Origin of the sequence: Enterococcus sp. AZ126 (assembly GCF_051714545.1) — a bacterium.
Classification (GTDB): domain Bacteria; phylum Bacillota; class Bacilli; order Lactobacillales; family Enterococcaceae; genus Enterococcus_L.
On record NZ_JBIOSB010000001.1, the window covers coordinates 1,128,929 to 1,155,093 of the forward strand.

Sequence of the window (26,165 nt, forward strand, 5' to 3'; positions counted from 1 at the left end):
GTATTTAAACCTTAAAAATAAGAAGGAAGTTATAAAGATGCAGCTTCTGTTTTCACCATTTATTCGCATTTAGTGTGTGACAAAAGTGAAGTTTACTTTTGTCATACACTTATTTGAGTTTATCATGTTGTTATGTTGAACATAATCGGAATAATAACAAGCCACTTTTTGAGCTAACAGCTCATTTCAATTTATCTTAGTTTGAGTCAACTAATGAGTAGCAGTCATTAAACAGCCATTTTATCAATCATTTAGAGGTTGGGATCTAAGTACAAAAAAACAAAAAATTAGAAGGCTGAAAATCATCAAAAAGATTGTAGTGATTCTTAAAAAGTTAGACTTTTTATGGGATCAACTTAACTTAAAACTATCATCGATCAGTTCAGCTACTTGACCAAAATTATCGATAGCAGAAAGATCTATTGTGATCCAATGTTCTTTATTCATATGATAAGCTCGGTGATATCCTTTTTTATTTCTAAATATCTCACCTAACTCTGAATTTATTTTTAAATCAATACTATCAATTTTCGTATCTTCATTGCCATAGAGTTTATTCTTAGAAATGGTCATTATAATTCCAAACCATTTTTTGTTTCGTTTATATCTGAATATTTTATTGAGCATGATAAAAGGTATATTTACTGTCTATTACTAGAAGAAGATAGATATTATATTGAAATAAGTCATGATCTAGGAAAATGATTCTTGCAACTTCAATGTAGTAATAGAAATTCTGCGTTAGATACAAAAAGATATAAACCTATAAAAAATTTTATTTATCCAAGAATTGGGCAGTGCAAGTTATTGTTGTCATAACAGCGCTCTAAAATTGTTCAATTACCTATACTCTATTGTGGTTTCACTATATATTTTTATCTTACTATTTAATCAGGGGAAGATTAATACAAAAAAGCTTTCATTATCATTTGGATATAAATTAACTAAACCGTTGAATAATCATAACTGTTTCCAAAAAAACTGCTACAATTCTTATTTACGGACTCTCAAAGCGGCTATTTTGATTTTTTTCTTTTTTATGTTGCCTATTGACAAACTTTTCTGCTTTTACGCGAAGCTCATCTGTTATTTCTAATGATTTATCCTTATCTAATTCTTCAGCAATATATTGAACATAATCATACACTTCATAAGGTACTTCAGAAATATTGTTTTCTTCTTGATATTTCTCTACATAATGAATATACTCATTCACTTCTTCTGTCATTGCTCGGTTTATCTGAATGGGGGCATTTGGGTCATCTTCAAAGTTTTCCTCTTCCGTCATTTCTCTTTAGAGATTAGGGTGCCTCAGTTCACCCGTTCCATTTAAAATATGATCTTTTTAATATACTCAATTATTTATTTGTTTTGAACCTCAAAATAGCCAACTTCTTTGACTATCGTTCCGTATATATCTGATTCATCAATCTTAACTTTATAAGTTGATATCTTATCCAAAGCACTTAAATCCAGTTCGATCTCTAGCTTTTCCTGATCTAATTGCTTGAAATTAATATTAGAATTAGAAATCTCTACTCCATTTTTATACACTGTAATCTCTGGGGAATTCGGATACTCTATTGGAGCATTAAATGTGATTGTTGTCTGTAGTGCATCACTTTTAGATACAATATTTGTAACATTATTTGAAGCAAGAACCTTTGTGTCAGCTGTTTGATTTAGTGGTAGATAATCAATATCAAAACTCCAATCTCCAGTATATTCCAAAGAGGGGGCCACACTAAATGGGATAGGATTATCGGAATCAGCTAACGCCCTAGATTTCGCTGCTTCATACTCGTCGCGATCCATCCAAGCTAATCTATAGATATGAAGATTTAGCTCTGCGTTTTCAGGAATACTTTCTGTATCAAAAGTCGATATCACCGATCCATAAAAAATATCTCCTTCGAATCTAAATGTTGAATAGGAATGTACACCTTGAAATAAATCTTTGGTACTTCCCTTAACAAAGAGTCCAAGTTGAATGTCTTGGTGATCTGATTTAGCTGCTATGTTCTTTTTTAGTAACATTTTTAACTTTTCATCATCAACCTTAAATTGATAATCAAAAGCAAATTTTTTCTTTGTAGAAACAAATTTAGTCAACTTTATCTCTCGATTATTTTGAGTACTTGTTAAATTAAGTTTAGTTGGTATCGCATTTTTCTCTACTGTCTCCACTCCAGAATCTCTCCCAATCCCCAATGCATCCTCTAGTGCTATTCCTATTGGCGTTTTGGTTATTATTATTAAAATTGCTATAGCAGCAACTAACACTGCAATCACACTGTTTTTAGAAAGTACTTTAAAGTTTTTCTCTTGCTTAATCTTTTTATTCAGAATATCTTCTCTGCTAGATTCTAGCTTAATTAGTATTTCATCTGGAATTTTTCTTTCATTTTTAATTTTATCGATTATCTTTTTATCCATCGTTTGATTCCTCCAATAAAATTTTCAATTTCAGTTTTCCTCTTGCTAGTCTCGTCTTTACAGTATTTACAGATATTTTCAATTGTTCGGATATTTCTTTGATACTAAATCCGGCATAATAATATAGTATAAGTGGAATTCTGTAGTTTTCTTCCAGCCTGTTCAACTCTTGGTCTATATCAAAAGTATTATACGTCTCTATTTTATCAGACATATACCTTTCTTCAGATTCTGCATTTGCTGTTCTTTTTTTTAAAATATCTTTTGCAATATTAGTCATTATTTGGAAAATCCAAGAATTAAATGCTTCTTCCTTTTTTAATTTAGTTATTTTCTGCCATGCACGAATTTCTGTTTCTTGCATACAGTCAGCCACATCCTCGTCATTCAAAAGTATTTTATATGCTGAGTTATATAAAATATCTTGATACGCAATGCATAGTTCAAGAAAAGCTTGAGAGTTCCCTTTTTTAGCTTTTTTAACTAAGTGTACATCTACATTTTTTTGCACGAATATTCCTCCCCTCATAATATAAGACTGTAAATCTTCCTTAAAAGTTTCATTGAAAATATTTTTTTATTTTATATGTACTTTGTTTATCAGCAAAAAGACCAGAATATACATTGTGAAATATTCTGGTCTTTCCTATTAATAATTTAAATCACTTTTCATGTAATGAAAACGAACATGATTAGTATTATAGTATCGACTACCTTTGACAGGATTGTATGTTGCAAAATACCCTTGTAATTTTGCTGATCCACTTTTTGAAGGAAAATATACCCAGTCTCTATTAGCATCAACTACATTTCTACGTAAAAAGCTATTATTGCCCGGTATCACAGTATAAAAATAGAAAGAGTCTTTTTTAGCTCTTACACCAAACATCGGATTTACATTGTAATTTTTAAACTTAAATTGAGATCCGCTGTATCTCCAACCTGATCCAGAAAATTCTGCTGAATTATATGGAATCCATGCAGTTTGATTATCTCTAGGTGCCGCGGCAGCAAATGGCATGATTGAAGGCAAAGTTTTTTCAGTGGTTTCTATTACTTCTACATTTTTTACTGAACTAAAGGCTTCATCATACATTTTTTGAGTAGGTTCTTCAATATTTAAGTCTTGTCTTTCTTCTTCAATTGCTTCAATTACTTCAAGTGAACCCTCTTGGGCCATTATTCCGTCTAACTCTGGGTTATAAATTAATCCATTTCCCTCTTCAACATTCTTTTTCATACTTTCAAATGAAGCTGCTTCAGAAGTACGTGTACCCAAAATTAATCCCATACACCCAACAGTGCTAAGTAACAGTGTTTTTGTTAATAATTTTTTCATTATTTTTTCCCCTTTATTTTTTTTGCAAACACATGTATTAATATCGATCCTTATGCTCGTTATTAATAATATATTATAATGTATTTCGATTTAAAAGATAAATTTTATCAAATATATGTATTTAGTAGATTCTTTTGCACAGGTTAAAAATGAAGAAATTATTCTTAAAAATACAATTACTTAAGCAGAAATTCTCAGCAACACCTTAATTTCTATGCATACTGAAAAGCCGAAGAGAGTTCCTTCTTTTCGATCTTTCTTATATATTTCTCGAATTGTTTCCATGCCTTTTATCGTCGTAATAAGTAGTTTATTGATCTTCATTCAAAATCGAATGAATACTAACGATTGACTTCATTTGTTTTGCTTCAATTACTAATCGGTAAAAAATACTTCGCATTATATTCAATTTCAGTAAAGTAAAATTCTTTAAGTTTATCTGATAGTAACATATTCAAAACTTTCCTTACCTATCACAAAAACTGTCATATTGCTACTTAATACACACTGCATTCCTGTTAGGTTTAAAACGAAAAGATCTATATATTTTAATTGCTATTGGATTGTCTATACTTAATTCGTAAAGTTTTATGTTTTGAGATTTTTGCAAATTTGAGACTGTCTACAAAGACTAACGTTTGATAACCTCTTTTTCTAAATTCTGGTACTGTGTAAACATTACATATATAAACAACCACTCCAGTAATGTCATTAACTTGAGGTAAATTGTCTATTAATTGTAAGTAGCAAACACTAACTATTCTCCCTTTAATACAGTACCCGAATCCGTAAATATTTCTATCTAACTGATTTTCCAAAAAGGTTACTGTTACCTGGATAAAAGAAGTATCCTCTTCAGAATATTTTACTCTTCAATCCTCTTTCTGCTGATCTCTACGTAGCGCAATAATTGTTTCTACCTGATTTTTGCCCAATCTAATAATATAGAAAAACCTAGAGTATATTTCCTCTAGGTATCATAATAATTGTTTTAATTATTTGAATTTTCTTTCCCAGCATTAATTGATAAAGATGAGTTTAAAGAGCTACATTATTCAAAATATGCCCATGTTATTTCAGTTTCTTTCGAGAATGAAATAGTTGTTTGTTCTGATTTTAAAAAGACTCTGAAACTAAAAACACGTTCTCCTTTATTTAAATACACTTCGATAAAACTATTATCAACGAATAGATCAACTATGATATTATTTGCTAATTCAGCTATTTCACAAGTTCGTTTCATTCCATAATCATGATCGATTTTTTTAGTCAAATGGCCACGATCAATCGTGACTGTCTGTTTTTTTTCATCTAAATTCAATTGCCAAAAATCATCGTTTGTACCAAAACAGATAGTCGAATCTTGTCCTTTGTTCAATTCAAATTGAAGATGATAATACGGTTGTTCTAAAGTCAGTTTTTCTGCTTTTATGGTTTGTTTTTCGGTGAAATATTCTTGTAGTTCTTGTGATGGAAAACGGACTAATTTTCCATCTACTAATCTCATTTCTTGCGCAGTCGTCAGTCCATGTTTCCACCCTTCGTCATCGATTGGATATACTTGCTCCCCACAGCCAAACCAACCAAAGGTTAATGGTAATTGGTTTTTCCCGTAAAATGATTGTGGTGCATAATAATCAAAACCAGCATCCAATTCATCCATGTGATCCATTACAAACGTTCGTGTTTCAACATCTAGTTGTCCTACTAAATAAATGGAAGCAAAACGATTTTGGTAACGATATCTTTCTTTTTCATACCCCATTGGTGATAAAAATAAGACATCTTTTCCATCAATCGTTACAAGGCTCGGGCATTCTAACATATAGCCTTTTTCAATTGGTAAATCAATCGTTCCTTGATAAGTCCAATCAAATAAATTAGCGCTCTTATATAAAAGCAGTTCACCAATATCGCCGAATCCTGATCTTTCTGTATCAAGAAAACGCCCTCCGCCAAGCAACATGTAAAAAGAGCCGTTACGTTCAAACACAAAAGGATCTCTTAATTCTTGGCTAAATCCTTCTGGTGCACCAGTGATGATTGGATTCTTTTGATATTTAGTAATAGTTCCTTTTTTATCCATGATTGCCAAAGCTTGCTTTGCTAGTTTGCTTGTATCTGTTTTATAGTTTGCTGTATAAAATAAATAGAGTTCGTCATTGTATTCCAAAGCATTACCAGAATAAGAACCATTTTTTTCATATTCTTCATTTGGAATAAGCGCAAAACCTTCATCTTTGAATTTAACTAAATCTTCAGAAGTTGCATGTCCCCAATGTTTCATCCCATGAAAAGAATCAAATGGAAACCATTGGTAAAACACATGATATTTTCCATTAAAGTAGCTCAAACCATTAGGATCGTTCATCAAGCCCGTTTTAGGATATAGATGATACTTTGGGAGATAGTTGCTTTTTTTTATCTTTTCTTCTAATTCACTTAAATGTCCTTGCCATTCCGCCGTATAATACGTATATTTTTCAACTTTTTTATTCATCAATTGTTTTCAGACGTCCCTTCTTTTTATAAGGTACTACCTTTACCGATTTCTGCTCCTTTTACACCTTTAACACGATTCCATACGATTAAAATAATAATCGGCAAAATAAAGGCTAATACGTTTCCGATGATATAAAATATTAATCTAGGTGGATATACGATCGTCAATCCTGGTAAGCCTGTTAAGGCAAAACTTGTTGCTTTTACATCAAATATTTTCATAAACGCACCACCGATTCCTGCTGAAAAGGAAGCAGCAAGAAAAGGAATAATCGAGTCACGTAAATTTACTGCAAAAATTGCTGGTTCTGAAATACCAAATAGTGTCGGTACAAAGCTAGACATCGCAGTTTCGCGACGTTTTGAATTTTTCTTAGCCAGGAAAAACATCCCTAATGCTGCACCACCTTGTGCGATGATCGAAACGGACCATAATGGTTGAATATAATTAAATCCTGTGGCTACAACTAATTGTGCTTCTATTGCCTGAATCGCATGTTGTGTTCCAGTTACAACAAGAGGTTGAAGCAATGCCGCAAAAACAAAGGCACCTACAAATCCTGTTTTGTTATATAAAATATCAATGATCCAGCCTAATCCTGTACCGATCGCATTTCCGATAGGGCCAAATACTAAAAATAAAGCAAGAGCAGAGAATAAAATCGTGACTGTTGGTACTAAGATAAAACTTAATGCTTGGGGTGTTTTTTTCTTCGCAAATGCTTCTGTTTTGGATAAGAACCATGCAGTTAAAATTGCTGGAAATACGCCGCCTTGGAAGCCGACTTGAGGGATAGATAAACCAAATACATGCCAAGAAGACAACGTCTCATAATTACCCAAAACAAAATCATTGCGGTTCATCAAATCTGGGGTGATCATCACAAAACCTAATACTAAGCCTAAGATCGGGTTTCCACCAAATCGTTTCGTTGCAGAATACATGACTAAAACAGGCAGATACGCAAATGTTGTGGCAATAACGCCTAGGAAACTAGCCAAATCTTGCGCCCAAAGCCATTCCTCTGCCATTGAACCGCCTAAAAAGCCAAATTGTGTCGTTAATAATGATTTTAACCCTAGGATCATCGCTGCTCCAACAAAAGCTGGAATGATTGGGATAAATATATCAGAAAATACTTTAAATGCTTGTTGTAATTTATTTTGTTGCTTCGTTCCTGAAGCTTTTACATCTTGCAGTGAGGCTTCCTTTATACCTGAAACTTTTTGAAATGCAGCAAAAACCTTTTCCACCGTTCCTGTGCCAAAAATAATTTGTAATTGGCCACTATTAAAAAATACCCCTTTAACGCCTTCGATATTTTCCAATGTTTCTTTATTATAATGATTACTATCCTTCAATACTAAGCGTAAACGAGTGACACAATGAGCAGCACTTGCTATATTGTCTTTCCCCCCGATAGCTTCTAAGACTTCCTCAGCAATTTTTTTATAATCCAAAATTTTCATCTCCTTAATCGTTTTAGAAAAACTTTTTTGGAACGTTCCATATCTAAATAATATAATACTTGGAACGTTCCAAAATAGCAAGGGCTTTCACAAAAAAAATTGGATTTATTTTTCATCCAATTTTCTAGTCGTATTAAATGCCGTAAAGGTTACTGGCAATATATTTTTCTTTTGTGTAGCTAATGTAGCATCAAATTGCACCAACTCTTTTACACCTAAACGAGCGATTTCATGCACATCTTGTGTCATTGTTGAAATAGTCAAGGACTGATTCGAAAAACTTCTAGCGCCATCAAAACCGATTAATTGCACATCTTCTGGAATAGACCAAGGTAAGTGCGTAAATGTATTAAAAACAAATTCTGCATATCGATCCGTTACAGTAAAGATTCCATCAAAAGGGCAATCTTGCGAAAATTTTTCAGTTAAAAATATGTCGATTCTTTTAGGAAAATCGATTGAGTTGCCTTTGTCTAAATACACTTCATATTCCAATCCATTATGAGTACAATAATCAATAAAGCCATTCATTCGTTCAAAAATACCCAAATTATTTGGTAATTCTCTAAGAATCAACAGCAAACGGTTTGAACCTCGTTTGTGCAATTCTTCTGCTGCTTGTCTGGCGCCGCCAAAATTATCACTGGTTATAAACGGAATCGTACTATTGAAATAACGTTCAATTGAAACAATTGGGATTTTTGAAATAAGATAGGGTTCTATATCACTATATGAAATAGTTAAAATTCCTTTGACTTTTTGTTCTTGCGCCATCTTTATGTAGTCTAATTCTAAATTATAATCATTTTGAGAATTACACAATAACATTTTTAAATTATGACGTTGCAGCTCTAATTGGATATAATAGGCTAATTCAGAGAAAAATGGCGTCCATATCGTCGGTAATATAAATGCAATGATATCACTTTCTTGTTTTTTTAATGATCTAGCTGCTTGATTTGGTATATAATTCAACTCTTTGATTGCTCTTTCTACTCTAGCAGCTAATTTAGGATTAATTTTTACATGATTGATATAATTAGAAACTGTTCCTCTAGAAACGTTTGCCTTTTTTGCAACGTCATTCATATTGGCCATTTACTTTCACCTCATTTAATAATAGGCTCTTTTTTTATTTGTTTTCGCTTGTTCTGTTCTTATTTTTGTTAAACTTATCAGTCATGTTCTGTACTATTAAATTTACATACTTAGCTTTCTTATGGCTTCTATGGTAGAATCGTGTCTAATTAATAAAGGAATATTTTTAGTGATCCATTCAATCTCTCTGTCCCACCACGCAAGTTTTTCTAATTCATCGATAATATCAGCTGTAAATCTTTTGCGGATAAAGGTACCAGGATTCCCTCCAACGACAGCATATGCAGGGATATCTTTCGTTACGACCGTATTAGCTCCAATGATCACACCGTTTCCTACATTGACCCCTGGAAGAAATGTTACATTTTGGCCGATCCAAACATCATTTCCGATTTTAGTATTCCCTTTATTTGGAAATTGGTCTATATCTTGCTTATTTTTTTCCCAACCATTTCCAAATAGATCAAATGGATAAGTAGAAATACCTAGCATATTATGATTTGCTCCGTTCATTATAAATTCAACTCCAGAAGCTATTGAACAAAATTTTCCAATCGTCAGTCTATCTCCTATAAAATCGTAAAAATGTGTTACATGTTTCTCGAAATCATCGTCAGCATTAGCTCGATCATAATACGTATACTCGCCAATAACGATATTTTGTTTTTTTATACTTGCTTTTAAAAAGGTTCATTGTTTTACATTTTCATTTGGATAAAGGTTATTTGGATTTGGTCCCGTTCTCATAAATCTCTTTCTTGAGTTGTGCCAGTCTAGTCTATTATTTTACTAGAAAACAATCATGACCTATTCTAACATAGACATCTTTAATTCTGGTTTGAATCTTTTGGTTCAATTTAAATAACGCTTCGTCTCAAAAAATAGGTTGTAAGAGGACTTTATTTTCGAACAAACAATACACTTATTTTTTACTTAGACACCATTCTTGACGCTGTCCAAAAATTTTCTTTTTCTCCTTGTTCCATGCTCATAATAAATTTCTCTCTAATATCAGGATAATTTTGAGCTAAACCACTCACAAGGTGCTTGATTTCTTCTCGTTTTGTTTTTTTATCAACTGGACAAGGATTAAAAATGATGGGCAATTCTTCCCTTTTTACAAACTGAATAATCTGTTTTTCTTCAACATAAAGTAATGGACGAATCAATGTGATCTCTGTTTTGGATAAATAACTGATTGGGTCAAAGCTAGCCATTTGACCGTGGAATAGAAAATTCATAAAATAAGTTTCGATCGCATCATCTAAATGATGACCTAATGCAACTTTATTACATCCCATTTCTTTTGCTCGTTTGTATAAAATCCCTCGGCGTAATTTCGCACATAATGAGCATGGTGAACGCTCTTTTCGAATATCAAAAACAACTTGAGCAATCGTTGTTGGAACAACCTCTAACGCATAGCCCAAACTTTCCACAAATTCATTTAGCGGCGTAATATCCATATCAAATCCCATGGCTAACGTAATAGGGACGATCTCAAATTCGAACCCCAGCCGCTTTTGTTTACTGATCCTATCTAATAAATACAACAAACTCGTACTATCTTTCCCACCACTCATACCAATTGCTACTCTATCGCCTGGTTGAATCATTTGATGATTTAATACTGCTCGCCGGATTGGATTATAATAGGTCTGATTGTCCTTCTTTTTAAAACTCATTGTTTACTCCTTCTTGATCACCAAGATCATTTAAAAAAGTCAGTTTTTAAGCTATAGTTTTCACCAGAGACAATATCATATTGAATCAAACGATACTCTTCATATAACTCTTCTTGAGCTTTATTCAGTGATAATGTCTTACTCCATTTTTTGTCTTTATAATAGAAGCCTTTTTCAAATGCCGGCAGTTCTTCTTCTAATTCGCTCAACAATTGGTAAAATCCTGTCATTTGCATATCACTTTGATCAAATAACGTTGGTGCAAAGTAGAATGGACTACTAATAGCATCGTGGGTTTTTCTTTCTTTCAATTTTTCTTGATTGTCATACATTAGAAATTCTGTTTCATGCATCTGAACTTCATCGTTATCTGCTTTGATCTCATCTGAATAAATACTTGGTAAATGATCGCCCCAAAAAACCACTAATGTACGTCGTTTTACATTGTTCAACTCAGTTGTAAATTGTTTTAACGCTTCGCTACTATAGGCAACATCTTGCATATAACTATCGATAGCCTTTTTATTGCCCAAACTTTGTGATGAGTAATCTGATGCTGCATATTTATCGCTATAAGGCATATGTGTCTGCATCGTCACCAAATGAACAAATTGTGGATCATTTTCATTTTTTAGTAAATCCAGCACTTCTTTATAGGCTGATTCGTCAGAAATATACGGATTTTTTTCTATTTTTTCTTTATAATTCATTGTGTCTTCACTGATAAATTGATTAAAACCTAATGTTTTATAAACATCTTTGCGCTTATACATTGATGTATTATAGGGATGGATAGCCGTTGTTTGATAGTTTTGATCGTTTAAAAGAGACACGATCGACGGCATTTCTGTCATTTTTGGAATCAACATCGTATACGGTGTCGTCATTTGAGGGTTGAACAACTCCATTGAAAAACTAGTTAAGGCCTCAAATTCGATATTAGCTGTTCCACCACCATAGTTTTGGGATAACATTTTGCCGCTGTACGTCGTTTTAGCTATGTCATAATAATCTTTTAATGGGTCCTTATTAGCCGTTACACCTGTTAAATTTTGCGGATCAGAAAAACTTTCACTCATCACGAAAATAATATTTGGTTGCTCTTCTTGAGAATCACTATTTGTTTCTCGTGTTTTCTCCGTATATTTTTCGGTGATTTCTTTGATCGTTTTTTCAGAGTAGTTTTCTGGTTTATCCATTGCTTCTACTTTTAAATTATATAAAAAGCCGCCCATAAATCCTGTATTGTAATAGTTCATTTTTTGACTGTACGGAATCCAAAGTGCCGTTCGATCATAAGCTTTTCTTACTAAATTGTTTTGACTGTTAAAATTACTGATATAAAATAATAAAGCTAACGTTATCACTAAACTTGAAATACGGATAATTTGCATTTTCTTCGGTAATAATCGACTTTTGTAGATTGCTCTTCCAAAAAAGAACAAGCCTATCGCCGCAATTAGCAGGATGAACAGGAACGGAATTGTCCCGATCATTTCTCTTAATAATCCAAATTCAGTAATCATTTTTATATCATCAGGATAGATTGGTTCTGTTCGGTAAAACATTTTCTGATAATCGGCAAATCCTAAAATACCGATCGTGATTGCATAAAGGATACTTCCCAAAACAATCGAGCCTGCCAAACTACAAAGAAATAGTAAAAATATCAGTAAGACCAAGCTACCTAAAATAAACTTTTCTGTATGCCATGAAAAGGCAAATTTGAAGACTAAATCCATTGAAAGGTCATTTTGACACCATTGTAAATATAGATTGCTGATCAAAACTAACAGTACTAATCCAATCACGATCATTGAATACTTGACTGGTCTTTTGTTGAATATCTGTAATTTTTTTTTCACACTATTCTCCCTTTTCACTTTGCTGAATATATCTCTTAATATTTTATGCTTAGACGAAAAAAAAGTAAAGCTCCTACACTGAGAAGCTTTACTTTAAATTGGGATTCAATCACTTGTCTTTAAATTTAGCTTTTTGCTGCTTTAAATATTTCTTCGATCAGAACCATTACACGACGAACTTCATCATTTTTGACTACAGGTTCTGCCTGTTCTCGTACTACTTTATAAAAATTCTTATAGAAAGTGTCATATTCCGCGGTAGCATTCGGTAATGGTAAGATATCTGTTGCTTCTTCTGAAGGTGGTGCCATCGTTTTGGTCAATCCCACACCTGCTTGGATCGGTTTGGGTGCTTGGATATTTTCTTGACCAGAATCTACAACCATTTCACCAGAAAGATCCCAATCGTTGATAACAGCTGTTCCTTTGGTTCCTTTTAAATACCAACGAGGTAGTTTTGTATAGTTTGTAGTACCAACTTCGATAATTGCTCGGAGTCCATTTTCGAAAATAATGTACGTGATAAAACCGTCATCAACTTCATCACCGAGAATATAACTTAAATCAGCTGATACTTTTTTGATTGGGCTATCAACTAAAAATAATAGTTGATCTAATAAATGAACGCCCCAATCTAAAACCATTCCTCCTCCATGTTTTAATTCATGGCGCCAATCACCAGGGATTCCATTCGCTCCTTGAACCCGAGTTTCAATTTGGAATAATTCTCCGATTTGTTCATTTTTATACAGATCTCGAGTAATTAAAAAATCTGGGTCCCAACGTCGGTTTTGATGAACCATAAACGTTTTTCCTGTTTCTTTTGCGACTTTTAGTACGTCATCAAGTTCCGCTACGTTCATAGTAACAGGTTTCTCACACACAACATGTTTTCCTGCTTTTAGTGCTTGGATCGCTAGGTCTTTATGAGAATCATTCGGTGTAGCAATCAAAACTGCTTCGATGGCTTTATCTGTTAGGACTTCTTCCAATGAAGAGTACACTTTATGATTGTGTTGTTTAGAAATTTTTTGACGTTCGCCAGAAATATCATAGGTTCCGACAACGTGGATTCGCTCGTTTTCATTTGGCATAATGTTATGGATATGGTATGAACCCATACCGCCGTAACCGATTACGGCAAAATTGATTGCAGGCATTTTTTGTGTCCTTTCTATAGTAAAAGATGATTGATTTGAGCTAGTGAAAGAACGGATCAGAAACGGTCGCGTTCTTCTTTTTGATATTTAACCTCACGAACTAGCTGTTTCGACAAACAGATAAACGAGTTTCTTCAGCTTTGCCGTGAACCAAGTGGAACAAAATGAGTTGATATTGAACAGTGCAAGGCGATTATAACCAGCATTGTTTCCTTACAATTAAGCCCACCACATGTCCGCAGGTTGTTCCTTGATCATAATACTTTTTAAATTAGTAATTGCTCTATTCAAGCCTTCTTCTGTCGACATGATCGGATCTTCATGCTCGATACTTAATACGTAATCATATCCATAAATTCTAAGTGCACTAATAATATCTGACCAAACTTTTAAATCGTGACCACATCCTACCGAACGGAAAGTCCACGCACGAGTCTTCACATTTCCGTATGGCTGCATATCCGTTAGCCCATGCATATTGATATTGTCTTGATCTAGATAGGTATCTTTGGCATGGAAATGATGGATTGCACCCGCTTCACCTAAAATTTTCACTGCCGCAACAGGATCAATCCCTTGCCACCATAAATGGCTTGGATCTAAATTACAGCCAATAGCATTACCTGTTGCTTCACGGAGTTTCAGCATCGTATAAGGCGTGTGGCATAAGAAACCACCATGCAGTTCGATTCCGATTTTCACGCCAGCATCTTCTGCGATCGTATTGATATTTTTCCAATAAGGAATCAATTTCTTTTCCCATTGGTAATTGTAGTTATCATCATATTCTGTCGGCCAAGGCAGAACGGGCCAATTGACTTGTGTATCTGTAGGATTTCCTCCTGATATGCCAGAAAAACCATTGACTACTGATACGTTCATTAATGAAGCAAGTTTGATTGTTTTTTGTAATAATTCATCTGCTTCTTGCGCCGTTTCTTTTACTGGTGAAATCGGATTATTGTGACAGCTTAAAGCGCTGATCGTTAGCCCTTTGTCATTGAGTTTAGCTAAATAATCTTTTCTTTCTTCTGAACTAGCTAATAATTTATCAATATCTAAATGGGCATTCCCTGGTGAGCCTCCTGTTCCGATTTCAACTGCTTCCAATCCTGCTTTTGAAACGGTATCGATCATTTCTTCAAAGCTTAAGTTATTGAATAATGGAGTAAATACGCCTAATTTCATTGTTCATTTCCTTTCTCGTTCGTAATCGTTTCTAGAGGTTCATGATGCCCGTAATTTGGATACGTATTTTGTGTTGGCTGACACCAGCGAACACCGTTTTTGATAACTTTTTGGACCTCTTTATTATAATAAGAAGGATACGTTTCATGTCCGGGTTGGAAGTAAAAAATTTTACCATTGCCGCGATGATATGTGCAGCCGCTACGAAACACTTCGCCTCCAGGATACCAGCTGATAAAAATCAATTCATCCGGCGTCGGGATATCAAAATGTTCACCGTACATTTCTTCTTTTTCCAACTCAATATACTCACCGATTCCTTCGACGATTGGATGGCTAGGCGCAACAGTCCATATACGGCAATGTTCTTCCGCCTCTCGCCATTTTAAATCGCAAGATGTTCCCATTAGTTTCATAAAAATTTTCGACATATGACCTGAATGAAGTACGACTAACCCCATACCTCCAAGAACACATTGATAAACGCGTTGCACAATTTCATCCGAAACTTCCTGATGCGCAATATGTCCCCACCAAATCAAAACATCGGTATTTGCCAGAACTTCCTCTGTTAAACCATGTTCTGGTTCGTCTAAGGTAGCTGTTCGCACAGAAAAGTCATCCTCTTTTAAAAAACCAGCTATCTGTTGATGGATTCCTTCAGGGTAAACTTTTTTTACAGCTTCATCTGTTTTTTCATGACGGAATTCATTCCATACTGTGACTTGGATCATTATTTTTCCTCCTCAATTTAAAAGCGTAGCGGGCTCGTTTAGCTCTGACAGAAAAATAGGAAATTATGATTGAGGGGCTTTTTCCCTCTTTCATAATTTATCTTTTTTCCGAAGAGCTAGCCCGTGAAGCTAGATAAAAACAAAAGCGTAGCGGGCTCGTTTAGTCTCGACTGAAAAATAGGAAATTATGACTGAGGGGCTTTTTCCCTCTTTCATAATTTATCTTTTTTCCGAAGAGCTAGCCCGTGAAGCTAGATAAAAACAAAAGCGTAGCGGGCTCGTTTAGTCTCGACTGAAAAATAGAAAATTATGACTGAGGGGCTTTTTCCCTTTTTCATGATTTATCTTTTTTCCGAGAGACTAGCCTGTGAAGCTAAGTAAGTTTACTCAAAAAACACAGGCTGATTTGTTTCTGATGCTTTGTAGATAGCTTCCAGTATTTCGGTCACAACCAAGGCTTGTTCTGGTTTCACAACGGGTTCTGTGTCATTGATGATCGCATCGATCCAAGATTGTGCTTCTAACACCTCAGGTTTGTCACCAGCTCCATCATAAAAATCAACACCGCCAGGTTCTAATTCGATTTTTTTCTCGAAAAGCATGCTATGATCTTCCCCATTGATGGTTAATCCATCGTTCATATCTGCGCCACCTTTTGAACCGTGAAGAGTTGTTTTTGCTTCTTTTACATCTAAGCTATTCAACGCCCAACTAGATTCTAAAAAGATCGTTGCTCCATTTTCCATCATGATAAAGCCAAATGCTGAATCTTCAACGGTAAATTTTTCAGGATCCCAAGAACCCCAAGCATTTGCAGCATTCTTAGTTTCAGCCAGTTTATGATAAGCTTTTCCTACCACATATTTCGGTTTGTAATTGTCCATCATCCACAACGTCAGATCCAATGCATGTGTCCCAATATCGATCAACGGTCCACCACCTTGCGCTTTTTCATCAAGAAAAACACCCCAAGTAGGAACAGCACGTCGGCGAATCGCATGCGCTTTGGCAAAATATATTTCGCCCAGTTCACCTTCGTCACAGATTTCATGCAGATAAGTTGAATCTTTTCGGAAACGGTTTTGATACCCAATCGTTAATTTTTTACCTGTTTTTTTTGCGGCTTCAATCATACTACGTGCTTGTGCAGCTGTTTTTGCCATTGGTTTTTCACACATCACATGACAATCTGCCTCCATTGCTGCGATTGACAATTCTGCATGGGTACTGTTTGGTGTGCAAACGTGAACAACATCCAAGTCCATTTCTCCAAGCATTTCTTGATAGTTTGTAAATGTTTTTGCAGTCAATGTTCCATAATGCATTTTTGCCTCTTCGGCTCTTTCAATAATTAGGTCACAAAATGCCACTAGCTCCACTTCTTTAACTTGTGCAAGTGCTGGTAAATGTTTCCCGTTTGCAATCCCGCCACAACCAATGATCCCTACTTTCAACGTCATCAAAATACCTCCAGTAATCTACTCATATTATTTTTGTGGAAAATAGAACGCTTCCACTTCTACACTATTACTATACAAAACTTTGAAAGAGCTTTCTTCCTAGATTTTGGTTGAAAAATTCCCAGATATTGCTTTGCTGAGAAGTACTTTGTGTTTTTCGAAAAACAAAAGCGATACAGTCTAAACCAACAAAAAAAGCTCTTCCCTTCTATATTAAAAGGAAGAACTTTATTCTCTAATTCGATCAATGAGACACTTACCCAACATTACTAGAAGCCATCACCCGATGTCTTTGCTCCCGTTTGTATTGCTGAATAATTTTCAATGCTCGTTTTCTTGTTTTTCGATTCGTACACTTCAATCGTCTGCGTGCACTTGAAAGATCTTGTTTCTCCATCAAATCCCCCCTTTTCTTTTGCTTGTCAGTTGCTTGTTCTTAATGTTTACCAACTTGCTTTATGAACGCCGGGAATTTGTCCTTGATGTGCTAATGTTCTAAAATTGATTCGTGACATGCCGAATTTACGCATATAGGCTCTTGGTCGTCCATCGATTAAATCACGATTTTTCAAACGATTTGGATTTGAATCTTTTGGTAATTTTGCTAAAGCTTCGTAGTCGTTATGCGCTTTTAGTTCGATGCGACGTGCAGCATATTTTTCGATCAATGCTTGTTGCTTTTTGGCTTTGATGATTTTTGATTTTTTAGCCATGTTTTCTTTCACCTCTTTACAAATCGTAATCATTACTATTTAAGAGTGATAAGAATACCATTTAATTCCATAAAATGCAAGTCTTCTTTTTATTTTATATCCAACATATACCCTCTCGAGCGAACTGTTTTTATAAACCTCGGATTCGCTGTATTTGTTTCGATTTTATTGCGCAAATTAAACATAATATTGGCAATCCGATAGTTTTTATCCTCAACATTCATTTCAGAATTCCACAGTTCTTCTTTGAGTTCACGATAAGAAATGGTTTGTCCTGGACTATTGAATAATAGCTCTAGTGCATTATATTCTTTTTTGGTTAAAGAAACCTCTTTTTTCCCATCAATTAGCACACTTAAATTTCTAGGCATTAGCTCAATTGCTTTTTGCTTAGATGAGGTCGATGTCTTGGCGGATAGATGACTACTTTTATCTGAATGATGGCTAAATAAATTGGCTAGCGTATAATAAAGTTCTTCTGATTCCATCTTCATAGAAAAACAAGCTTCCGCTCCCAATTGCAGATAGACAATATTTGAACGAGACTCATCGATTACAGATAATAAATAAATAGGTACGTTCACATGTTTTTTTAGTTTCATCAACCAAAAACAAGCTTCAGACATTGTCTCTTCAAAAATGATGATTGCGTCCAAATTTTCTTGATCTGCAACTTCTTGCTCTTTCATCTTAATTTCGGTTAAAGTCCAGCCTTTATCTGTCAAAAAATTTAAATGAACATTTACTTCTTGTTTTTTTTCTATCAAGTATCCAACCGTATACATGATTTATCCTTCCTTTTCTAAAAAAATATATTTTTAATCTTAATAATTACGAAAAACAACCCAACAATATATTTTTTTTATTTAATAATTTTATTATATTTATATTACACTTAATTTTAGAGAAAAAAAACAACAAAGATGCGTTTTCGGGATACATTTACATTTTTATTATAAATTTCTAATTGAAAATGGCTGATATATGACTCTATTAGCTATACCCCAGCCTTAAGGTATCCGAATAAACGGTAGGAGCAAAAGTAACTCCTTCTTAAGTAAGTTGAAATTCACAAAAATTTGAAGAGTAATTTTCGTGATTTCCCTCTTATGTCTCAGAGTTAAATACTTCTGTTCTAACCTCATTTTTTAATCAAACTAAATGTGATAAACAAACGCAGCTCCTATTTGATTTTTGGACTTAGGTACTACAATTAGTTTCCAGTTGGGGCATCCATCATTTGCCACTCAAGTTTTCCTGTATAGGAATCTTTATAATTGGCAGTACTTGTTTGTTTATAAAATAACCCTTGATTGTCAGTCCATTCTTTTCCTAAATCAATTGTTTCTGAATTCGGATTACTCTTTCCACGTTCAACTAAAATGTTGTTATAGTTCCTACCAAGTGACTTAAACATGTTTTCATCATCCAACATTACCAAAGATAATGAGTCTGGAAAATATTTTTATATCCATCGTTTAAGTCCTGAGTAATATCAAAGTTTGCTTCTAATTTTGTTGTGTTTTGAGAACCGTTTGTTCGCGGTGGTACGTAGGAAATTTCTCCTGATATTTTAATAGAGTTTTTGAATATAATAGTATCCATGTGACAAAAAAATATTTGACGTATTTTTTGGCTTTATTGAACTTCGCTGTCATGTTAACTTCTTTTCTAAACATAAAAACTGAATGGACTAAAAAATAGCATGTTTTTATATAAACCATTCTTATTTGTTTATCAAGGAAATCATTCATAGTACAATTATCTAATAAAAAAACAAAAAGTAAACGCTACCAAAAAACGTTTTGCTCCATTACTTTTAAATGTTATTTTTATTAAATCGAAAATAACAAGTAAGCGCTTTCTTGTTACATATGCAGACTTTTTCATTTTTAATCTATGAAAACCTTTATTTTTCTATCATTATATTCTAAAATATATTTAAAATATTTTTTAATTTATTCATTAATTTTTAGGAGGAAAATAATGACCACTACAACAACGATTTATGTAGTTGAAGATGATACTCTTTATAGGGAACAAATTATTCATTATATAGAACATTATCATTCAAACACTTTTCGCTACAAATTATCTCCTTTGGATAATCATTTGCTTTTCATGGAAGAGATTCCTACATTAAATATCTCTGATAATGATATTTTCTTTCTAGATATTGATTTAAAAACGCGATATTCAGGTATCGATTTAGCAAGTCAGATTAGACAAATAAATTCAAAATGCAACATTATTTTTATGACTAGCTTTGAAGACAAAGCTGTTTCGATCATTAATAGCGGCATTTTCCCACTTGGCTATCTCGTAAAGAACCCAATCGACGCAACCGAGCCGAAAGCAACGATCGAAACTGTTCTTATGAAGGTTGAAAGTCTGACTAAATCAGCATGGAGAAGTGATTTAGATATCATAACTTTTGTAAATGGTTACGAGTCGATTTATGTTAATTGTAAAGAGGTTTTGTATATTGAATCGTTGAAAAGATTAAAGAATCGTGTGTTGATCAAAACGCTTACAGAAGAATCGGTAATAGAAGGAAAAATCGGGAAAATCAAAAAGACTTTGGAACAACCTTACTTATTCTTATCGCTTCAGTCTTACATAATCAATCTTGAAAACATCACGACTATCAATCGAAAAAACGGTACGATCACGTTTACAGATGATCAGGATCTTTTTGTAGGCACTAGAATCATCGATAAAGTAAAAAAAGGATTGCAGGACTATCAATATGCTTGATAGACCCTTTTTCGTTTCATTATTAGCATTAAATCTTTTACAATTGCTTTGGCTATTTGCTTATAAAAAGATTCTGTCTTTTCGGGAAACAATGATACTGAGTGCTGTTCTATCGGTTCAATTGATTATCGACATTTTTACAGATGATCATTTTATTATTCTTTTATTTATTCTTTTTTTTCTTCTACAATTTTTATTTCAAGTCAAAAAAGTTCAAAATTGGGTTGTTCCTACTTTATTTTTGAGTTTTGAAAATACGATTGTTTTAGTTTCATGGGTTGTAACATTGGATCTTTGGGATATTTTATTTCTCAATGATTGGATCTCTATTGAGACCTACTCAACCTATCTAGAGTTTTTTATTTTCTTACAGCAATTCGTTTTTTACTCCTTGTTACTCTTCGCGAATTATTTGAATAAACGCTTCAAAATAACAGCGACTATCCAGCTATTGCCTAAAAAATATCGGTTATTATCTGTTTTGTTTTTATTTTTCTTATTCATATCGGTTTGCCTGCAACAACTTAGTGTTTCAAAAGGGTATTCTGCTCCATTTTTTTATAGTACCTTTATCATTATCGGTTTCACCGTATTTTTAAGTTGGAATATTTTGCTGGTTGTTAAACGTCAAAATGTGCAACAATTTGTCGGTATACTTAATGAAAAATATGAACAAGAACGTGAAGAAATCAGCCGTTCTAATGAGTTTCGTCATGATTATAAGAATCTATTGATCAGTCTGACTTCCTATCTAGAACTCAATGATACCCAACAAGCACTTTATTTACTCCATACGATCATTGATTATTCAAACTCACTACTTACACCAAATATGTATAAAACAATTGCAGCAATTCATAATCCACCAATTCAAGGTCTTTTGACTAACTTTTTGAAACGTTGTTCAGGAACGGATATTCAGTTGAAGATTCAAGTAATCGAAAAACTGACAGATATCGATATTAATATCGTCGACTTCATTCGTTGCTTTTCAATTGTATTAGACAATGCCTATGAAGCTGTTCAAGAAACAGACCTTCAAGTGATTGAAATAGTAATTACTGGTGACGTCAATTTTGTAAAAATAGTCGTAAAAAATACCTACGCTATGAATGGAAACTTCTCACTTCAAGCCCTTTTACAAAATAATTTTTCTACCAAAAAAAACCATCAAGGAAAAGGTTTACATATTCTAGCAAAAATACTTGATAATTATAAAAAGGCGAGTTATCAGATTACTAAAAAGGATTCTTTTTTTATTGTTAGCTTTTTAGCACCAAAATCGTCAAAAAAACGGATTATATCTAAATAACAGTAGGTGCATTCGGACTCCTTAAGGCTAGGTTATGACTCTTAGAGTTATGTCCTAGCCTCTTATGTCTTCATCAACTGTTTCATTAGAAATTAGTCATCCGTAACGAGTTATAAATTGTGTCTTTCTAGACTTTTTGCAATGATGAAATAAATTGGCTTAATGCGACACAACGGCAAATGCTAGTCCCTTTTTCATTGCTTGGACAACAAATAAGTCCTTTTTTATTGATCTTTGTTGTGAAAAAAGTTGACAAAACGTATTCAATTAGCGATTCCATTTTACATACTCTCAAAAATTACAAGCTTCAATCAACCATTGCACTTTTTTTCTTATCCTTTTTTCTTTGCTTTAGCAATTGGCAGTACAGCATTTTTTTGTGGAATCATTCCTTTATCTAACGTTTTTATTGCTCACATTAAACTTGATTGTATACAAGACCGCTTATTCATAAGGAAGCGATTTCGCCCTACGATTTGATGAAGGAATTTTCTCAATGATACTTACACTGCAATGAACTATATTCTTAAAGAACAAACAGTAGACTAACATAACTTCATCTACTGTCTGTTTTCTTTTAATCTATAATCATCTTCTGATACTTCAAAGGTGAAATTCCCACCTGTTCTTTAAACACATGGTGGAACGTCTTCACGCTGGCAAATCCTGATTTTTCGGCTACTTCGATCATGGGAACTTTTTCATTAGCTAAAATAAATTTCGCTTGATTGATGCGGTATTCCGTTAAGAAGCTCATAAAGGTGGTCCCAGTATTCGCTTTAAAAAAGCGTGTAAAGTAATACGAGCTAAAGCCGCTGTATTTTGCAATCTCTTTCAATGTAATTGACTCTTCATAATGATTTTCCACATAAGTAAAGATTTTATCTAAATGCTCCAAGTTTTCTTTATATTTTATGGTAGAGGATTTGGCCCCTTTTCTTACTTCTATTTGTGTTTGAGGTAACCTTCTGTAAAATGTTGTAACTAGCTGAAACAATAAGCTAAACAAGGCATAATTTTTCCCTTGATTATTGTTTCCAGATTCCTCAAATAATTGCTGCAATAATTTTTTCATATCCAACGCTAAAGACTTTGACCATTTAGAACTGTGTTTTTCCCCTGTCTCAAATAATTCGATCAAGGAACAGTCATTTGCTGATTTTAAATTTATCTCATCAAATAAGTTTAAATCAAACTGATAAACAATCCGTTCACTATCAGGAGACGCTAAAAAGTAGTGCGGTTCTCCACTGGCAAAAAAATAGATTTCTCCTTCTGCTACATTCACAATTTCATCGCCTACACCGATATTGACGGTTCCTCGTATCGAGTAAATAATTTCGATTTCTTTATGCCAATGAGGATAAACGATCGTCATGCCATCATTGATAAATGCTCGAAAAAGAATATTTCCCTCAAATTCTGGTCGCTCTAAATATACACTCATTTTCTACCTCCGATTGTTTCTCTTCTCCTTTACTTTATCAAAGTTTTCGTTATTTACAACTGATTTTATTCAAAAAAAAACAATCCCTGATCTTAGCGGATTGCTTTTTTTACAAATTTGTTTTATCTGTTCATCCAAGGTGTCGCTGTTTCTTTTAACACACGATTTAAAGATTCGATATTTTCTTTGCCAACAGTTCTCATCCATTGTTGAGCCGCTGATTTTCCTTCTTTAGCAAAAGGGACTACACCTTCTTTCCAAGTTGCTCGACCACATAAAACGCCATTAAACCTCGAACCTGCCTCTTTTGCAAAATATAATGTTTCTTGAAATAATGTACTACTTACACCAGCACTTAAAAAAATGAACGGCAGATCTGTTGCTTCACTTTGTTCTTTAAATAATTGTTTGGCCATTTCTTTTGAATAGCAAACTTCTTCACCAAAACCTTCCACAAAAGTCATATTTACAGGAACTTCCACTTTCAATACATCAACGTTGTATCGAGGTTTACTGAATTCTTTCATCATTTCAATCACTTTATGCGGCTTGATTTTGGCGTATTCTTTACTTGTTCCATCTGTAATCTTTTCATCATAAGACACTAATTCCAGGAAAAATGGTAACCCTTCAGCAACACATTCTGAACCGATTCGTTCCATAAAAACATGTTTTTGTTCATTGATTTCCTTACTCTCGTCTACATCATAATACAGCAAAAATTTTACTGCATCCGCTCCTGCTTCTTTTAAACGCTTAACGGACCAGTCACTCAATAGATCTGGCAAACGTCCCGGCTCACTAGCATCATATCCGGTTTTTTCGTAGGCTACTAATAATCCTGCGTGTTGATCTCTAACTTTTGCTGCTGGCAATCCATATTCTGGATCTAAAAGGATCGCTGAAGCGTATGGTGTTAGTTCACGAGACACAATTTCTTTAAAGGTAATGATTGTTTCTTCGTCTACCTCTTGTCCACAAGATTTTTCAATCATTTTTTTCAATGATCCTCGTTGATCGATCGCAAGTGCGGCAATAATTCCATCTTGATTGCACATTTGGTTCATAGCAGTTAATTTAGATTCTGTCATTTTTTTCATAGTTATTGCTCACTCCTCAGTTAATTGTTGATTCACATATTCAGCGATTTCGACTGCTGATTCTAATAATTTCAACTGTGCTTTAAACTCGTCTTTCATCAATAAGCGTGCGACTTTGGATAATAATTTTAGATGGGTAGTTCCAACTTCTTGCTCAGGAATCAATAAAGCAATGATCACTTCTATTGGTTTACCATCCAAACTATCCCATTCAATTGAATTTTTCGTTTTTACAATGAGGATACTTGCTTCATCGATGGCAGAACTCTTTGCATGGGGAATAGCAAATCCATCCATCATCCCTGTACTACCTTGTGTTTCACGGTCATTAAAACTTTCTAAAACAACGGAATTATTGGTCGTAATCTGTAAATCTTGTGCATTCTGTGCCAAAAATTGAAATACCGCTTCTTTTGTTTCAACTGGTATTTCGATAAAAACGTGTTGTGCGTTTAATAAAGCCATTTATTTTCAACCTCTTCCTATCACTTAAACTGTTACCTCTATCTTCTCTATTCGGCGTTTTTGAATGATTCCCAGTAAAAATCCACCAATAATTGAACCAACTAAAATAGCCAATACCCATAAAACGCCATGTGTCACAACAGGTAATACTAGAAATCCACCATGCGGCGCTGGTACTTGAACTTTAAATAGATAGGTTAAAACCGCAGCAATTGATGAACCTAGCATCATCGTCGGCAATACCCGCAAAGGATCTTTTGCGGCAAAGGGAATGGCTCCTTCTGTAATGTGCGTCGAACCTAAAATAAAATTGACCAACCCAGCATTTTGCTCACTTGTATCAAAATATTTACGGAAAAATAAAACCGCGAACCCTGTAATCAAAGGTGGTGCAATACACGCTGCGGAAACACCGGCCATAAAGCTGGTATTTCCTTGTGCTAAAAGTGCTGTTCCTGTAACATAAGCTGCCTTATTCACTGGACCACCCATATCAAAGGCGCACATACACCCAACAATGATGCCTAAAACTAAAGGACTCGAGTGTTCAAAACCAGCTAGAAAATCCATCATCCCTTCATTGATTGCAGACATCGGTCCGGCAATCCCAAACATGATCAATCCAGTGATTGCAACACCTAAAACTGGATATAAGAAAATTGCCTTTAGCCCGTCTAAAGATTTTGGTAAAACGTTAAATACTTTGACCAATCCCAACACCACATAACCTGCTAAAAAACCAGAAACGATCCCACCTAAAAAGCCAGTCCCGCCATTACTTGCGACTAACCCACCCACAAATCCAACGACTAAACCTGGACGTTTGGCAATTCCTTGTGCAATATAAGCGGATAGAATCGGCACCATCATCCCCATTGCCAAGCCACCGATATCTTTTAAGGTTGCTGCAAATTGATTGAATTGTGTACTTTCAGGATCTGCAGAATAAATGCCCCATAAAAATGAAATAGCGATCAATACCCCACCACTGACAACAAAAGGAAGCATATGAGAAACTCCGTTCATCAAGTTTTTATAAATACTATGACCGATTCCTTTAACTTCACTTTCCTTTTTCTCTAAATCAGCTACATTGATCGACTTCTCACCGCCCAAAATTTTTCCCTTTCCAGCTAGTGCATCCTCAATCAGCTGATTAGCTTCTTTGATCCCTTTACTAACTGGTACTTCGATGACTCGCTTTCCTGCAAAACGTTCCGCATGGACATCCTTATCCGCCGCAATAATGACTGCATCGGCTGCTTCGATCTCGGCTTTCGTCAATTCATTTTCGACACCGATTTGTCCATGCGTTTCAACTTTGATCGTAATACCTTTTGCTTTTGCAGCTTGTTCTAGCGCTTCTTGTGCCATATAGGTATGCGCAATTCCTGTAGGACAGCCTGTTGCTGCAATCAGTTGATACTTTGTCAT

24 protein-coding genes and 2 pseudogenes are annotated in these 26,165 nt (G+C 34.2%); 2 read left to right on the forward strand and 24 right to left on the reverse strand.

The genetic code is table 11. From position 1 onward, the window contains the following. Positions 1-351 precede the first annotated feature (351 nt). The 20 genes and pseudogenes from IGI43_RS05475 to IGI43_RS05570 all read right to left on the reverse strand — a co-directional run bounded on the left by IGI43_RS05475 (position 352) and on the right by IGI43_RS05570 (position 19,067). Positions 352-627, reverse strand: coding sequence for an MmcQ/YjbR family DNA-binding protein (locus IGI43_RS05475; protein WP_438756814.1), 276 nt, complete (start codon positions 625-627; stop codon positions 352-354). Between the two features lie 370 nt (positions 628-997). Then, positions 998-1,288, reverse strand: a complete 291-nt coding sequence (locus IGI43_RS05480) for a hypothetical protein (protein WP_438756815.1) — start codon at positions 1,286-1,288, stop codon at positions 998-1,000. 74 nt (positions 1,289-1,362) lie between these two features. Next, positions 1,363-2,436: a hypothetical protein gene (locus IGI43_RS05485; protein ID WP_438756816.1), complete on the reverse strand. Its 1,074-nt coding sequence runs from the start codon at positions 2,434-2,436 to the stop codon at positions 1,363-1,365. Continuing rightward, entirely contained in the window at positions 2,429-2,947 is a 519-nt protein-coding gene (locus IGI43_RS05490) for an RNA polymerase sigma factor (protein ID WP_438756817.1), read from the reverse strand. Before IGI43_RS05490 ends, IGI43_RS05485 begins: the two co-directional genes overlap by 8 nt. Positions 2,948-3,085: 138 nt before the next feature. Beyond that, a complete protein-coding gene (locus tag IGI43_RS05495) occupies positions 3,086-3,775 on the reverse strand; it encodes a hypothetical protein (protein ID WP_438756818.1) in 690 nt (229 codons plus the stop codon). A gap of 180 nt (positions 3,776-3,955) precedes the next feature. Then, a pseudogene (locus IGI43_RS05500) lies at positions 3,956-4,075 on the reverse strand (IS6 family transposase); the annotation flags it as partial. A 751-nt stretch (positions 4,076-4,826) separates the two neighbouring features. Then, positions 4,827-6,275 (reverse strand): glycoside hydrolase family 32 protein, encoded by a 1,449-nt coding sequence (locus IGI43_RS05505; RefSeq protein WP_438756819.1) that lies wholly within the window; start codon positions 6,273-6,275, stop codon positions 4,827-4,829. Positions 6,276-6,301: 26 nt separating this feature from the next. Beyond that, on the reverse strand, positions 6,302-7,738 hold the full coding sequence (locus IGI43_RS05510) for a PTS transporter subunit EIIC (protein ID WP_438756820.1): 1,437 nt from the start codon (positions 7,736-7,738) through the stop codon (positions 6,302-6,304). 114 nt (positions 7,739-7,852) lie between these two features. Beyond that, positions 7,853-8,845 carry a LacI family DNA-binding transcriptional regulator gene (locus tag IGI43_RS05515; RefSeq protein ID WP_438756821.1) on the reverse strand — a complete coding sequence of 331 codons (993 nt, stop codon included), beginning with the start codon at positions 8,843-8,845 and terminating at the stop codon, positions 7,853-7,855. Between the two features lie 102 nt (positions 8,846-8,947). Next, positions 8,948-9,592: pseudogene (locus IGI43_RS05520) on the reverse strand (CatB-related O-acetyltransferase). A gap of 182 nt (positions 9,593-9,774) precedes the next feature. Continuing rightward, positions 9,775-10,530 carry a tRNA 2-thiocytidine biosynthesis TtcA family protein gene (locus tag IGI43_RS05525; protein ID WP_438756822.1) on the reverse strand — a complete coding sequence of 252 codons (756 nt, stop codon included), beginning with the start codon at positions 10,528-10,530 and terminating at the stop codon, positions 9,775-9,777. A 26-nt stretch (positions 10,531-10,556) separates the two neighbouring features. Then, positions 10,557-12,395 carry an LTA synthase family protein gene (locus tag IGI43_RS05530; RefSeq protein ID WP_438756823.1) on the reverse strand — a complete coding sequence of 613 codons (1,839 nt, stop codon included), beginning with the start codon at positions 12,393-12,395 and terminating at the stop codon, positions 10,557-10,559. A gap of 125 nt (positions 12,396-12,520) precedes the next feature. Continuing rightward, on the reverse strand, positions 12,521-13,555 hold the full coding sequence (locus IGI43_RS05535) for a Gfo/Idh/MocA family protein (RefSeq protein ID WP_438756824.1): 1,035 nt from the start codon (positions 13,553-13,555) through the stop codon (positions 12,521-12,523). Positions 13,556-13,774: 219 nt separating this feature from the next. Continuing rightward, entirely contained in the window at positions 13,775-14,743 is a 969-nt protein-coding gene (locus IGI43_RS05540) for a sugar phosphate isomerase/epimerase family protein (protein ID WP_438756825.1), read from the reverse strand. Next, positions 14,740-15,477, reverse strand: a complete 738-nt coding sequence (locus tag IGI43_RS05545; RefSeq protein ID WP_438756826.1) for a ThuA domain-containing protein — start codon at positions 15,475-15,477, stop codon at positions 14,740-14,742. Before IGI43_RS05545 ends, IGI43_RS05540 begins: the two co-directional genes overlap by 4 nt. A gap of 383 nt (positions 15,478-15,860) precedes the next feature. Next, positions 15,861-16,937 carry a Gfo/Idh/MocA family protein gene (locus IGI43_RS05550; protein ID WP_438756827.1) on the reverse strand — a complete coding sequence of 359 codons (1,077 nt, stop codon included), beginning with the start codon at positions 16,935-16,937 and terminating at the stop codon, positions 15,861-15,863. A 256-nt stretch (positions 16,938-17,193) separates the two neighbouring features. Further along, complete coding sequence (locus IGI43_RS05555; RefSeq protein WP_438756828.1) at positions 17,194-17,334, reverse strand: putative metal homeostasis protein; 141 nt, start codon at positions 17,332-17,334, stop codon at positions 17,194-17,196. Positions 17,335-17,380: 46 nt separating this feature from the next. Beyond that, positions 17,381-17,650, reverse strand: a complete 270-nt coding sequence (gene rpsN, locus IGI43_RS05560; RefSeq protein ID WP_438756829.1) for a 30S ribosomal protein S14 — start codon at positions 17,648-17,650, stop codon at positions 17,381-17,383. A gap of 89 nt (positions 17,651-17,739) precedes the next feature. Next, the gene (locus tag IGI43_RS05565) at positions 17,740-18,435 is read right to left on the reverse strand and encodes a winged helix-turn-helix domain-containing protein (RefSeq protein WP_438756830.1); all 696 of its coding nucleotides are present in this window, start codon (positions 18,433-18,435) and stop codon (positions 17,740-17,742) included. Between the two features lie 428 nt (positions 18,436-18,863). After that, positions 18,864-19,067 (reverse strand): hypothetical protein, encoded by a 204-nt coding sequence (locus IGI43_RS05570; RefSeq protein ID WP_438756831.1) that lies wholly within the window; start codon positions 19,065-19,067, stop codon positions 18,864-18,866. Between the two features lie 569 nt (positions 19,068-19,636). Here IGI43_RS05570 and IGI43_RS05575 point away from each other — a divergent pair. Continuing rightward, positions 19,637-20,407, forward strand: coding sequence for a LytR/AlgR family response regulator transcription factor (locus IGI43_RS05575; protein ID WP_438756832.1), 771 nt, complete (start codon positions 19,637-19,639; stop codon positions 20,405-20,407). Beyond that, positions 20,400-21,719, forward strand: coding sequence for a sensor histidine kinase (locus IGI43_RS05580; RefSeq protein ID WP_438756833.1), 1,320 nt, complete (start codon positions 20,400-20,402; stop codon positions 21,717-21,719). Before IGI43_RS05575 ends, IGI43_RS05580 begins: the two co-directional genes overlap by 8 nt. Before the next feature lie 577 nt (positions 21,720-22,296). Here IGI43_RS05580 and IGI43_RS05585 read toward each other — a convergent pair. The 4 genes from IGI43_RS05585 to IGI43_RS05600 form a co-directional block, all read right to left on the reverse strand. Next, on the reverse strand, positions 22,297-23,166 hold the full coding sequence (locus IGI43_RS05585; protein ID WP_438756834.1) for an AraC family transcriptional regulator: 870 nt from the start codon (positions 23,164-23,166) through the stop codon (positions 22,297-22,299). A gap of 122 nt (positions 23,167-23,288) precedes the next feature. Next, the gene (gene lacD, locus IGI43_RS05590) at positions 23,289-24,266 is read right to left on the reverse strand and encodes a tagatose-bisphosphate aldolase (protein WP_438756835.1); all 978 of its coding nucleotides are present in this window, start codon (positions 24,264-24,266) and stop codon (positions 23,289-23,291) included. A 9-nt stretch (positions 24,267-24,275) separates the two neighbouring features. After that, positions 24,276-24,731, reverse strand: a complete 456-nt coding sequence (locus IGI43_RS05595; protein ID WP_438756836.1) for a fructose PTS transporter subunit IIA — start codon at positions 24,729-24,731, stop codon at positions 24,276-24,278. Between the two features lie 24 nt (positions 24,732-24,755). Next, positions 24,756-26,165, reverse strand: coding sequence for a PTS fructose transporter subunit IIC (locus tag IGI43_RS05600; RefSeq protein ID WP_438756837.1), 1,410 nt, complete (start codon positions 26,163-26,165; stop codon positions 24,756-24,758).